At 36.1% G+C, this 13,322-nt stretch carries 13 protein-coding genes; 9 read left to right on the forward strand and 4 right to left on the reverse strand.

The window, feature by feature from the left end; genetic code table 11:
* The first annotated feature begins 669 nt into the window (after window positions 1-669).
* The 6 genes from ACAM30_RS17840 (at window position 670) to ACAM30_RS17865 (ending at window position 6,147) form a co-directional block, all read left to right on the forward strand.
* Window positions 670-1,503: a 1,4-dihydroxy-2-naphthoyl-CoA synthase gene (locus tag ACAM30_RS17840; RefSeq protein ID WP_369615922.1), complete on the forward strand. Its 834-nt coding sequence runs from the start codon at window positions 670-672 to the stop codon at window positions 1,501-1,503.
* Between the two features lie 86 nt (window positions 1,504-1,589).
* The gene (gene menA / locus ACAM30_RS17845) at window positions 1,590-2,552 is read left to right on the forward strand and encodes a 1,4-dihydroxy-2-naphthoate octaprenyltransferase (protein WP_369615923.1); all 963 of its coding nucleotides are present in this window, start codon (window positions 1,590-1,592) and stop codon (window positions 2,550-2,552) included.
* Window positions 2,553-2,582: 30 nt separating this feature from the next.
* Window positions 2,583-3,260: a metal-dependent hydrolase gene (locus ACAM30_RS17850; RefSeq protein ID WP_369615924.1), complete on the forward strand. Its 678-nt coding sequence runs from the start codon at window positions 2,583-2,585 to the stop codon at window positions 3,258-3,260.
* 5 nt (window positions 3,261-3,265) lie between these two features.
* Entirely contained in the window at window positions 3,266-3,781 is a 516-nt protein-coding gene (locus ACAM30_RS17855) for a DUF2199 domain-containing protein (RefSeq protein WP_369615925.1), read from the forward strand.
* Window positions 3,782-3,815: 34 nt separating this feature from the next.
* Entirely contained in the window at window positions 3,816-5,018 is a 1,203-nt protein-coding gene (locus ACAM30_RS17860) for a tetratricopeptide repeat protein (RefSeq protein WP_369615926.1), read from the forward strand.
* A gap of 82 nt (window positions 5,019-5,100) precedes the next feature.
* Entirely contained in the window at window positions 5,101-6,147 is a 1,047-nt protein-coding gene (locus tag ACAM30_RS17865) for an o-succinylbenzoate synthase (protein WP_369615927.1), read from the forward strand.
* Between the two features lie 47 nt (window positions 6,148-6,194).
* Here ACAM30_RS17865 and ACAM30_RS17870 read toward each other — a convergent pair whose 3' ends face one another.
* Both ACAM30_RS17870 and ACAM30_RS17875 read right to left on the reverse strand, forming a co-directional pair.
* The gene (locus tag ACAM30_RS17870; protein WP_369615928.1) at window positions 6,195-6,746 is read right to left on the reverse strand and encodes a hypothetical protein; all 552 of its coding nucleotides are present in this window, start codon (window positions 6,744-6,746) and stop codon (window positions 6,195-6,197) included.
* 19 nt (window positions 6,747-6,765) lie between these two features.
* The gene (locus ACAM30_RS17875) at window positions 6,766-7,686 is read right to left on the reverse strand and encodes an OmpA family protein (protein ID WP_369615929.1); all 921 of its coding nucleotides are present in this window, start codon (window positions 7,684-7,686) and stop codon (window positions 6,766-6,768) included.
* Between the two features lie 203 nt (window positions 7,687-7,889).
* Here ACAM30_RS17875 and ACAM30_RS17880 point away from each other — a divergent pair, with 203 nt between their 5' ends.
* Together ACAM30_RS17880 and ACAM30_RS17885 are read left to right on the forward strand one after the other, a co-directional pair.
* The gene (locus tag ACAM30_RS17880; RefSeq protein WP_369615930.1) at window positions 7,890-8,363 is read left to right on the forward strand and encodes a CYTH domain-containing protein; all 474 of its coding nucleotides are present in this window, start codon (window positions 7,890-7,892) and stop codon (window positions 8,361-8,363) included.
* A 4-nt stretch (window positions 8,364-8,367) separates the two neighbouring features.
* Window positions 8,368-9,333, forward strand: coding sequence for a YpdA family putative bacillithiol disulfide reductase (locus ACAM30_RS17885; protein WP_369615931.1), 966 nt, complete (start codon window positions 8,368-8,370; stop codon window positions 9,331-9,333).
* 76 nt (window positions 9,334-9,409) lie between these two features.
* Here the strand turns inward: ACAM30_RS17885 and ACAM30_RS17890 are convergent, their stop codons facing one another.
* Together ACAM30_RS17890 and msrA are read right to left on the reverse strand one after the other, a co-directional pair.
* On the reverse strand, window positions 9,410-10,978 hold the full coding sequence (locus ACAM30_RS17890; RefSeq protein ID WP_369615932.1) for a YdiU family protein: 1,569 nt from the start codon (window positions 10,976-10,978) through the stop codon (window positions 9,410-9,412).
* 81 nt (window positions 10,979-11,059) lie between these two features.
* The gene (gene msrA / locus ACAM30_RS17895; protein WP_369615933.1) at window positions 11,060-11,593 is read right to left on the reverse strand and encodes a peptide-methionine (S)-S-oxide reductase MsrA; all 534 of its coding nucleotides are present in this window, start codon (window positions 11,591-11,593) and stop codon (window positions 11,060-11,062) included.
* A 180-nt stretch (window positions 11,594-11,773) separates the two neighbouring features.
* On the opposite strand from msrA, the gene ACAM30_RS17900 reads away from it, so the two are divergent.
* A complete protein-coding gene (locus ACAM30_RS17900) occupies window positions 11,774-13,261 on the forward strand; it encodes an aminotransferase class V-fold PLP-dependent enzyme (RefSeq protein WP_369615934.1) in 1,488 nt (495 codons plus the stop codon).
* The last annotated feature ends 61 nt before the right edge of the window (window positions 13,262-13,322 follow it).

Below are 13,322 nucleotides of genomic sequence, written 5' to 3' on the forward strand. Positions count from 1 at the left end.
CCTTTTTATTCTAGTTTTAAAAAAAATTGTAATTAAAAAAAAACAGAAATAAAATAAACTCGATTCCATTCAAAAAATAATAGCTTTAAAAATTTTAGAAACTATTTTCTGAAATGGGTATGTCTTTAAACAATTTATAAATTCATATTAAAAGCAAAAACTCAATTTCACGGCTCGACCCATTTGGTTTGATAAAATAACTTGTAGAAAGTTTAGTTAGTATTTTTTCCTCTTTTCGTAATCAATCTGATACTAATTATTAAACAATTCCAGCTTTTAACCTTAGGTGTTACTATCTCCTTTTCGAAGTTTCAACAAATGAATAAATCATTTGCTCATTGATCAACGGCGTATGAATAAAAACCGTAAAATAATGAGCGACAAAATTTTTAAATTTTCTCAAAAAAATCATTTTTTAGGTTAATAAATCAGTGAAAGAAAATCAATCTTCTAGTCAATGAAATAAAATGTATCTCATTGATTTCTAGGTGGTAAAATTAAATATTATTTTTTAAAACTAGTGTTAAAATTATTATTTTTTGTAAGATTATACCAATTGTTAACATTACAGCAGATTTTAGTTACGACTAAAAACAAATAGCGGTAGGTAAAAATATAAAAATGCTTTATTTTTACACTATCAATTATTAAAAAACAAAACAAACAAAAATGGATTGGATTACAGCCAGAGAATTTGAAGATATAACTTATAAAAAATGTAACGGAGTTGCGAGAATTGCTTTTAACAGACCAAATGTTAGAAATGCATTCCGTCCAAAAACAACTTCAGAATTGTACCAGGCTTTTTATGATGCGCAGGAAGATACTTCGATAGGGGTGGTTTTACTGTCTGCAGAAGGACCGTCTACAAAAGACGGGGTGTATTCTTTTTGCAGCGGAGGCGATCAAAACGCACGCGGACACCAAGGTTATGTGGGCGAAGACGGACAACATCGCTTAAATATTCTTGAAGTACAGCGTTTAATCCGTTTCATGCCAAAAGTGGTTATCGCGGTTGTTCCGGGTTGGGCGGTTGGCGGCGGACACAGTTTGCATGTTGTTTGCGATATGACTTTGGCGAGTAAAGAGCATGCCATATTCAAACAAACAGATGCCGATGTAACCAGTTTTGACGGTGGTTACGGATCTGCGTATCTGGCTAAAATGGTCGGGCAGAAAAAAGCGCGTGAAATTTTCTTTTTAGGTAGAAATTATTCTGCTCAGGAAGCTATGGATATGGGGATGGTAAACGCTGTAATTCCGCATGATGAACTTGAATCTACTGCTTATGAATGGGCACAGGAAATTCTGCAAAAATCCCCAACTTCTATTAAAATGCTAAAATTTGCAATGAACTTAACAGATGACGGTATGGTAGGTCAGCAGGTTTTTGCGGGAGAAGCAACACGTTTAGCCTACATGACCGAAGAAGCAAAAGAAGGAAGAAACGCCTTTTTGGAAAAAAGAAAGCCAAACTTCGGTGAGAATAAATGGTTACCTTAATTATTATAAAGAAATAGTTTCAGGTTTCAAGTTGTGAACATGAAACCTGAAGTCTGAAACAAAATAAACTAACAAATTAAAACAGAATGAAACATTGGATTGAAGCCGCTCGTTTGCGTACCTTACCTTTATCAGTTTCCGGAATCATAGTAGGAAGTATATATGCCTTATCGAACCCAACAGCGACCATCAATACACCAACCGAGGTATTCAGTTGGAAGATTTTTGGTTTTGCGTTATTGACAACACTTGGATTGCAGGTTTTGTCTAATTTTGCAAATGATTACGGCGATGGTGTAAAAGGGACGGACAATGCCGACAGAGTTGGCCCACAGCGTGCCATTCAGAGTGGTGTTATTACGCCTCAGGCTATGAAAAAGGCCATTATAATTACTTCATTTTTGACCTTGTTATCTGCAATTGTACTGATCTATTTTGCTTTTGGCGAAAGTAATTTTGGATACTCTATCTTCTTCTTATTACTTGGAATAGCAGCAATTGTTTCGGCAATTCGTTATACCGTTGGAAATTCAGCTTACGGATATAAAGGATTTGGAGATTTGTTCGTTTTTATCTTCTTCGGATTGGTTAGTACTTTGGGAGTAAACTTTTTGTATTCAAAAGAAGTTGATCCGCTTTTGATCTTACCAGCTGTTTCAATTGGATTATTAAGTGTTGGAGTTTTAAATTTGAACAATATGCGTGATGAAGAATCAGATCGCAAATCTGGAAAAAATACCATCGTTGTTCAGATGGGTGGTGCAAAAGCTAAAATTTATCATTTCACGTTGATTATTACAGCTATGATTTTAGTAGTTGCTTTTGCCTTTTTGAGCGATTATAACTTTGATCAGTATTTATTTTTATTGGCTTTTATTCCTTTAACCAAACATTTAATTACGGTTTACAAAAATCAAAACCCAAAATTGTTAGATCCTGAATTGAAGAAACTGGCACTAAGCACCTTTTTACTTTCGATATTATTGACAGTATGTATGATTTCATTGATTTCAGACATTATTGTAAACCTCTTTTTAGGAGGAAGATAAAACAAAGTTCAATTTTAAAAATCAATTAAAATGAAAATAACTTTTTACGGACATGCGTCTTTAGGTATTGAAGTGGGTGGAAAACACATTATTGTAGATCCTTTTATTACAGGGAATCCACAAGCAGCAGGAGTTGATATCAACACCTTAGAAGCAGATTATATTTTACTTACTCATGCGCATGGTGACCATGTTCTGGATGTTGAAGCTATTGCCAATCGTACCAAAGCAGTGATCGTTTCAAATGCTGAAATTGCAGGTTATTATGCTAAATTAGGTTTCAGTTCACATCCTATGAATCATGGAGGAAGCTGGCAGTTTGATTTCGGAAAAGTAAAATATGTCAATGCAATTCATTCAAGCTCTTTTCCTGACGGAAGTTATGGCGGAAACCCGGGTGGTTTTGTAATCGAAGGCGAACATAAAAATATTTACATTGCCGGAGATACTGCACTGACAATGGATATGAAGCTAATTCCAATGAGAACCAAACTGGATCTGGCAATTCTTCCAATCGGAAATAATTTTACAATGGATGTTGAAGATGCTATCATAGCTTCAGATTTTGTGGAATGCGATAAGATTTTAGGTTATCATTTCGACACTTTTGGTTACATCAAAATCGATCATGAAGACGCTATTCGCAAGTTCTTTGATAAAGGAAAAGATCTGATGCTTTTGGAAATTGGCGAATCAATTGAACTGTAATTAAAATGTCAGATATTAAATTTATTTGCGAATGCTGTGGCGAAGAGCATGAAAGCTGGCCGGCATTAGCTTACAGTTCACCTTTTTCTTATGATAAACTTTCTCCGGAAGAGAAAGAGGAAATTGCAGAGATTAATGAAGATTTTTGCGTGATCAAACGTCCGGATCAGGTACATCGTTTTATCAGAGCAGTTTTGGTTCAGCAAGTGAATGATCATTGCGAAGATTTAGAGTACGGCTTCTGGGTTTCGCTAAGTGAAAAAAGTTTTGAAGATTATCTCGAAAATGGTGAAGATGAAAATCACGAAGCACAGTATTTCGGATGGCTTTCCAATTACATTCCGGATTATGAATTTTCAAGCAGTATTCCCACAACAGTAGTGACCAAACCCGGCAATGAAAGACCGGAGATTTTTCCACACCAGGATTTCGATCATCCTTTTGTAAAAGATTTTTATAACGGAATTACAAAAGCGGAGGCGGAGAAAAGAATTTACAGAATATTAAATAATAAGGCCTGAATTTTGTAAGTGATCTTAAAATAAATTTTCTACAATGATTTTAAAAAAAATTGCCCTGTTTCTTTTAATTACGACTTCGTGCAGCATTTTTGCACAAAAAGACGGTTATTGGGATAAAGAACGTGCTACTACAAAAGAAATTATAGTCTCTGCCCGTGACCGAATTATTCTTAAAACAGAAGATTTGCCTGTAGGGACAACAGAAATTGTATACCGAATTACACTTTTAGATGAAAATCAGGAAATGGCAAACAGTCTGGTTTCTGTTCTAAAATCAATTCCGGATCCAACAGGAATTAGTCAGGGATCAGCCGGAGCAGTTTTTTTGATGTCTAAAATTTCAGGAGACGATACCTGTACCTACGCTTTGTTTACTTCCAATGAAACGGCAAAAAAATATATCACGGACGGTAAAACAGATAAAGCCTGCTACGATCAGAAAGATCCTTTAAGCAAAGACGCTAAGCAACTGTCACTGGATAAGTCGTCCTGTTTGGGACAGAATGTCAATACGCTTTGGTTTGGTTTTCATAGCAAAAACTGGCTCTTAAATCAAAAAATTGTTCTGGAAGTCGTACCATGGGTAGACACCAAATTGAATCGTGGATGGAATCAGGACAATAAGAATGAAATTATAAGTCTTTGTAAAACCTCTACAATGGCTCAGAAAATGGCTAATTCAGATGATTTTTGTGTGTGTATACTCGATAAAATCATGAAACAGTATCGTTATACAGAGTTTCAAAAGTTATTACCAATTGAAAAGACTAAAGCTTATAAGGATTTTGGAAATAGCTGTTATAAAGATGCTGATATTTCTAAAAATGTCTACAACGACCTGAGAAAACAAGCTGCTGCTTTAATCCGACTTCAGAAATACAACGAAGCGATTCCGAAACTGAATACCATCATTAACGACGGAAAAGCAACGGCTTTAGATTACAGTTCGATAGGATATTGTTATATTTTGACGAAACAATACGGTAAGGCGATTAAATTCCTGAAAGAAGGGGAGAAATTAGACGACACAGAGTTGCTTGTCAAATTAAATCTGGCACATGTTTACCTGATTAGTGATGATTATAGCGAAGCGAAGGCCATTTATAAAAAATACCAATCGCAAAACGTAACAGACAGTTTGAGCTGGGTAGAGAAAACAAAACAGGATTTTGTAATTTTTCAAAAAGCAGGGTTACCCTCAAAAGATTTTGAAAAAATATTGAAACTGTATAATTAAAAAACATCAAATCAATAATAAGCCTGTTTAATGGTATGACACCTACTATTTCAGGCTTATTTTTTTTTCATCAATTGACTATATGAAAGCGACTTTTCACAAATACATGCTTGATTTTAAAAGACCTTCCGGGACCTCCAGAGGGATTATGACCAAGAAAGAAACCTGGTTTATTGTTTTGGAAGAGAACGGTAAAAAAGGGATAGGCGAGTGTGGAATACTTCGAGGTTTGAGCGCGGATGATCGTGAAGATTATGAAGAAAAATTACAATGGACGTGTGATAATATCCATTTAGGAGAAGAGGCACTTTGGGATGCTTTGTTAGAGTTTCCATCGATACAATTTGGTGTTGAAATGGCATTTCGATCTCTTAGAAGCGAAGATCCGTTTGTTTTGTTTCCTTCCGATTTTACCAGTAATTCAAAGTCAATTGTGATAAATGGTTTAGTCTGGATGGGGGAAGCTTCCTTTATGAAAGAACAAATTGAGGAGAAATTAGCTACCGGTTTTAATTGTATAAAGTTGAAAATAGGAGCGATTAATTTTGAAAAAGAATTGGAGTTATTGGGGTTTATTCGCAGTCATTTTTCAGCAGAGCAAATTGAAATCAGGGTGGATGCCAATGGCGCTTTTGTCTTAAATGAAGCATTAGATAAGTTGAATCAACTGAATAAATATCAGTTACATAGTATTGAACAGCCTATCAAGAAAGGGAACATTGCTGCAATGGCGGATTTATGTAAAACCACACCGTTTCCCATCGCTCTGGATGAAGAACTGATTGGTGTTTTTTCGTTGGAAGAAAAAGAAGCTTTATTACAAAAAATACGACCACAATACATTATTTTAAAACCTAGTTTTGTTGGCGGTTTCAGAGGAACAAAAGAATGGATAGATTTGGCAGATAAGTATCAAATAGGATGGTGGATTACTTCGGCATTAGAAAGTAATATTGGTCTTAATGCGATCGCACAATGGACATTTTTGCAAAACTCAAAAATGCCTCAGGGTCTTGGAACCGGAGCACTTTATACCAATAATTTTGATTGTCCGCTTGAAGTCGTGGAGGGACAGTTATGGTACAGTAAAACAAAAGACTGGGATTTCGATTTTCTTACTAGCTTATAAAAAAAACTGGCCAAAAGCCAGTTTTTATGGTTATATTGATTTTGGTTTTATTCTTTTCCTCCTTTAAGACTATCTTGCCAGTCTTTCAATTCCTGCCATTTCCCTTGGTAAGCAAGTAATGCCTGTCTGGCCCAGGTGCTTGGATTGTGAATGGCATAATTTTCACCTCCGCCATCCAGAATGGATTGTAACTTTTCGGTTGAAGCTTCTGATAGTTCGTGCCATGTTTTAATTCCTGCTGCGTTAAATAACGCTTCAATTTTTGGTCCGATACCTTCGACTATTTTTAAATCATTTTCTTTAATTTTTTTGCCATAGGCGGTTGCTGCCAATGCACTGTCAAAAGGTATTGCAGGTATCGCTGCTGCTGCAAAAGATTGTGGAGCATTGTTAACTTTAGCTTTTGCGGCCAATTCAGCTTCCAGAGAAGAAATTTTAGCATTCAGGTTTCGCGTATTGGCTTTGCAGGCATCCAGATCGGACTGTAGTGACAAAGCAAGTGAATCGTCGCCTTTAGAATTCATTTTTCCCAGTAAGTAACCCAAAATTCCACAGATTAATCCCACTAGAGCCGGTATTAAGATACAAGGTATATTCATGATCGTATATTTTGATTGATTATTTAATTGTTATCACTGTTCTTCTGTTGTTTGCCCTCCCTTCGGCGGTGGTATTTTCACCAATTGGTTCGTCAGGACCTTTCGATTCTGCTGTAATCCGATTTCCGTCAATACCATTTTTCGACAAATAATTTTTAGTAAACTCGGCTCTTTTTTGACCAAGAGTTACATTAGAATCACGGTTTCCAACATTATCACTATGTCCGACAACTACAATTGCCGCATCTTTCACATGCTCCATATATTTTACCAGATCGGCAACTTTTTCTTTTTCCGGAGCTGTTAACTTATCACTGGATTTGTTGGTATTGAAATGTAAAATAAGCGGGTCACCGTTGATTTTCTCTTTCAGAATAGCCCATTCATCGGTTACAGTTGGAGTGGTTTCAGGAGTTTCAGGAGCGTCAAAAGTGTATTTGACAGGCCCGAAAAGTGTATCCTTTTTCGTTTGCCATTTATCGGTCACTTCCCCCTTTGTGTCTAACTGCGCATCAGGTAAACCTTGAGACACAAAATACTTTTTAATGTCATTGGCTCGTGCCAGACCCAGATTTTCAAAAGTTGTTGTATTCGTTTCATCTGAAGTAGCATAACCGGTTAGGGTAATTTTTTGCTTTGGATTAGCGATCAGGAATGTTTTAAGATTTTGAATTCCAATCGATACCGAATCACCCACAGGTAAAAGCGCTGTAGGACTGTTTTTAAGGAACTTGATATTATCATTGGTGTGGTAATCAATTCCCGAACCATTTAGAATAAAAGGGACAATAATTTCGTCCTGAGCCACTACTGTCGATACTTTTTCGGTATCAACCGCAGGTGTTTTCATAGTGCAATTGCAGCAAAATTTCAAATACAAAAAGGTACCTAAAATAATGGTTATTACAATGCCTAACAGATAAAGTGCTTTTTTAGACATAGGTGATGAAGTTAAGATTCTATCAAATTTAACAAAAAAATAAATGCATAACCCATTAAAAATCAGTTATTTTAAAGTTATTATTCTTATTGTGAGCGCATTACGGAAATGAAATTTAAGGTGTAACAATGATTCTTGAAGTTTCAATTCTTTGACCAAATTAAATTGAGTAACTTGCATAAAAATTAAATTCAGACATTAAAATGGTCGAAATAGAAAGAAAGTTTCTGGTAAAATCAGCTGATTTTAAAGAACAGGCTTTTACGTACAATAAAATTGCTCAGGGCTATTTAAGTGCAGTCCCTGAAAGAACGGTTCGTGTGCGTATCAAAGGCGAAAGAGGTTTTATTACCATAAAAGGAGTCAGTCAGCAGGGCGGAATGTCCCGCTTTGAATGGGAGAATGAAATTCCGCTGGATGAAGCATTGGAATTGCTTAAGTTATGTGAAAAAGGGAAAATTGAGAAAACGCGTTACGAAATAAAATTAGGAAAGCACATTTTTGAAGTAGATGAGTTTTACGGAGAAAATGAAGGACTGGTGATGGCAGAAGTAGAACTGGAATCTGAAACAGAAACTTTTGAGAAGCCGGATTGGTTAGGAGAAGAAGTAACAAACGATCCAAGATATTATAATGCTTATTTGAGTAAGAATCCTTTTAAAGAGTGGGAGAAGTAAAAACATGAATACATATGATTTGATTATTGTAGGAGGCGGACCAATTGGTCTGGCTTGTGCAATTGAAGCCCAAAAGAAAGGTTTACGTTATTTGATAATTGAAAAAGGAGCTATAGTCAATAGTATTTTCAACTATCCTTTGTATATGACTTTTTTTTCCACTGCGGAAAGATTAGAGATCGGAGACATACCGTTCAGTTGTCTGGCACCGAAGCCTGGCCGTCAGGAAGCTCTGGAATATTACCGAAATATTCATCGGTATTTTAAGTTTTCCATTCATTTATTTGAAAGAGTGCTTCAGGTAGAGAAACTTCCTGATACCACATTTAGAATTACAACTAATAAAACACTTTATCAAGCTTCGAATGTGATAATTGCAACAGGTTTTTATGATATTCCGATTGAGATGGAAGTAAAAGGGGAAGAATTATCTAAAGTCCGTCATTATTATAAAGAAGCTCACGAGTATGCTTTTAGAGATGTTTTAGTGGTAGGAGCAAACAATTCGTCAGTAGATGCAGCTTTGGAATGCTGGCGAAAAGGGGCCAATGTTACCATGGTTATTCGGAAGAAGGAAATCAATAGCCGTGTAAAATACTGGGCAAAGCCAGATATTGAAAACCGAATTGCGGAAGGCAGTATTAAAGCTTATTTCGAATCAAATATTACTGAAATCAGGAAAAATGAAGTAGAAATAGAAACTCCTTCGGGGAAAATTACTATCGAAAATGATTTTGTATTGGCCCTAACCGGATACAAACCCGATTTGGCTTTTCTGGAAAATATGGGAATACAATTATCAGAAGATGAATTAAGAACTCCAACATACAATCCCGAAACTATGGAGACCAATGTGGAAGGCTTATTTTTAGCGGGTGTAATTTGTGGAGGAATGCATACGCACAAATGGTTTATCGAAAATTCTCGTGTCCATGCGAGTATGATTGTGGATTATATTACTTCGAAATAATTTTAAGCCAAGAATTCACGAATTAGAACTTTACAACTTCATAAAAAATAACTCGTGAATTCGTGGCTAAAAAAACTTAAGAACTGCAAGAGAGCATAGAGCATCCTACTTTTGAGCGAGCCCAATCCGGACGTTTGGCAAACCATTTTTGAAATTCCGGCTGTTCGTCATATGGTTTTTGCAGAAGTTGGTACAATTCATCAATTAAGGAATAATCCTCCTGATCTGCGGCATCAATAGCCAGCTGTGCCATATAATTTCGAAGTACGTACTTTGGATTTATAGCGTTCATTTTCTCAGAACGTTCTTTATCTGAAAGTGTTTCTGCAAGAAGTCTTTCGAGATAAAGTGTAAACCATTCCTGCCATGATTCTAAAATTGTACTTGAGATTTGTTCCGGAATATAAAACGAATCCTGAATTCTTTCGATCGCTTTTTCAGGGGAATCAGATTTTTGTACACTGCTTAAATTTCGGAAAAAGATCGTCATGTCTGTTTCAGATAGCTGTAAAGCAGTCTCCAAGCCATCAATTAACGTATTATCAGTTTCAGTTGAAATAAATAAGCCTAACTTGCTTAAAAACATATTTTTATAATCAGATTCAAAATCAATCATAAAAGATTCCAGAATTTTTTCCAGAGGCTCAGCTTCATTGATTAAAGGATAAATAGCATTAGCCAATTGGTACAAATTCCATTGTGCAATCTGCGGTTGATTTCCAAAACGATATCTTCTGTACTGACTGTCGGTGGTGTTCGGAGTCCAGTTTGGATCGTAATTTTCCAGCCAGCCATAAGGACCATAATCAATCGTGATGCCGTGAATCGACATGTTGTCGGTATTCATTACCCCGTGTACAAAACCCACACGCTGCCAATGCAGAATCATTTCGCGGGTTTTATCAGCTACTGTTTTAAAAAACTGCAGGAATTTCTCTTTAGGTTCTCCTTTTATCTCCGGAAAGTAATATTTGATGTTGTACTCTACAAACTGTTTTAAATTCTGAATTTCATTTCGGGCCGTCAGCATTTCAAAACTTCCAAAGCGAATGAAAGAAGGAGCGACACGACAAACAATTGCACCTTTTTCATAGGCAGGGTTTCCATTGTACAAAATATCACGTAAAACGGGATCTCCTGACAATATAAGAGATAATGATCGGGTGGTGGGAACTCCTAAATGATACATGGCTTCGGCACACAAATACTCTCTCACAGACGAACGCAAAACAGCCAAACCATCTGCGGTTCTTGAATATGGAGTTTTTCCGGCACCTTTTAACTGAAGCATAAATGATTCGCCATTATACTCTACTTCAGTTAAATTAATGGCACGACCATCACCCAATTGTCCAGCCCAGTTCCCAAACTGATGTCCGGCGTAACACATGGCATACGGACGAGTGTCAGGTACTATTTCTTTTCCTGAAAAAACATTTAAAAAGGATTCGGACTGAATTTCCTCAGTCGAAATTCCAACCGATTCAGCTACTTCCTGCGAAGCATGAATCAAGTTCGGATTAGATGGTTGTGTTGGATTTACATACGAGAAGAGTGCATTAGAAACCTGACGAACCTCGTTGGTTTCATTTGTGTCTGCAGGTAATTCGACAGTAAATCGATTGTTTATTTTTAAATTTTTCATTAGAATAATCTTTCTCTGATTTCAGATTAAAACGAGTTCTGTTTGTATTGTGTTATTGTAAAGTATGATAAAAATGTCTGCTCAATCCATTAATCGGTTGGCGTACATTTTTTTTAATTGATGAATTTTAGGATCAATTACGATCTGGCAATAACGTGCTTCCTGATTGTTGTTGTAATAATTTTGATGGTCTGTTTCAGCCTCGTAAAAAACTTCAAACGGAACGAGTTGTGTTACAATTTGATCTTCGTATAAAGGTTTTACTTCTTCAAAAACCTTTTCGGCAATCGCTTTCTGTTCTTCATTATGATACAAAACAATGGATCGGTATTGTGTTCCGCTGTCCGCACCCTGACGGTTTAGAGTTGTAGGATCATGACTTGTCATAAATATGAAAATCAGGTCATAATATGAAATTATGTCAGCATTAAAAGTAACTTGTATGACTTCTGCATGACCGGTTCTGCCTGTGCAAACTTCACGATACGGCGGATTTTTAATAAAACCTCCTGAAAATCCTGATTTTAAAGATTCTACACCTCTCAAACGCTGAATTACAGCTTCTATACACCAAAAACATCCTCCACCAAAAGTGGCAACTGATAAATTCCCCATAAATAGTATTGTTCAAGTTTTAATGCCCTATTAATCCGATAGAATATTGTGATAAATTATAAGTAAAAAGATAGTTAAGATAAAGATATCAAACAGTTTTTTGGTATTTGAAGTTTATAATTGATAAATTCGCAATTCTATAAAAAAGCAATATATTTGCAATTAAATTCAGGCACACTAATGAACAGCAAAAATAGTACCATCACTTTAGAAACCTATTTTCAGGATTTTAGAAAGAATATTGTAGGAATTAATCAGGAGTTTTCTTCTCCATTTGGCAAAAAACAGATTATTTATACTGATTGGACTGCCAGCGGAAGGTTATATCGACCGATTGAAGAGAAAATTCTTAATGAGTTTGGGCCTTTTGTAGCCAATACGCATACAGAAACTACAGTGTCAGGTACTGCCATGACAAAAGCTTATCATCATGCCAGATCGATCATCAAGCGCCATACAAATGCCAATAATGATGATGTTCTAATCACAGATGGAACCGGAATGACGGGTGTTGTCAATAAATTTCAGCGTATTTTGGGTTTAAAAATTCCTGAGAATCTGAAAGATTGCACTGTTGTTCCTGCTGAAAAGCGTCCTGTTGTTTTTATTTCTCACATGGAACATCATTCCAACCAAACTTCCTGGCTGGAAACCATTGCAGATGTTGAAATTATTCCATCTTGCGAAAAAGGACTTTTTTGTCTGGATAATTTAGAGCAGCTGCTGGAGAAATACAGTGAGAGAACTATTAAAATCGCTTCTATAACTTCCTGTTCGAATGTTACAGGTTTAAAAACACCGTTTCACGAAGCTGCAAAATTAATGCACAAGCACAATGGTGTTTGTTTTGTTGATTTTGCCTGTTCAGGACCTTATGTAGAAATCGACATGCATCCCGAAGATCCGGAAGCATACCTGGATGCTATTTTCTTTTCTCCACATAAATTTTTAGGAGGTCCCGGAACTTCAGGGGTTTTAATTTTTAATAAAAAGTTATACAATAATATGATTCCTGATTGTCCTGGTGGAGGTACAGTAAGCTGGACCAATCCATGGGGCGAACATAAATATATTGACAACATCGAGGATCGTGAAGATGGCGGTACCCCGGGTTTTCTTCAGGTAATTAAAACCGCTTTAGCAATTGAGCTGAAAGAAGAAATGGGAATCGAGAACATTCTGCAACGTGAACACGAGATTGTAGAGTATGTTTTTAATGAATTGGATACGGTTTCCAATATTAAAATTCTGGCCGGCCAGCATAAAGACCGTTTAGGGGTTATTTCCTTTTTTATAGAAGATCTTCATTTTAATTTAGGAGTAAAATTACTGAATGACAGATTCGGAATTCAAACCAGAGGCGGATGCAGTTGTGCAGGAACGTATGGACATTTTCTGTTGCACGTAGATCAGGAAACATCTAATAAATTGGTCAATGAAATTACGATTGGAGATTTAATAAAAAAACCGGGATGGATCAGAATGTCAATTCACCCAACTACTACCGATAAAGAAATTGCTTTTGTTTGTGAAAGCATTAAAGATTTAGCGAAAAACCATAAAGAGTGGGCGTTGGACTATTCTTATAATAAAAATACAAATGAATTTGTTCATAAAAACGCCGGTTCGTTTGAAGACGATTTAGTAGCCGGATGGTTCAAATCGTAAAATTAAATTAATAAACCGTACAGGTTTTTAAAACCTGTCCGGTTTGCTTTGTGAGTTGAAT

The sequence above is a fragment of the Flavobacterium sp. CFS9 genome (genome assembly GCF_041154745.1).
In the GTDB taxonomy this organism is placed as follows: domain Bacteria; phylum Bacteroidota; class Bacteroidia; order Flavobacteriales; family Flavobacteriaceae; genus Flavobacterium.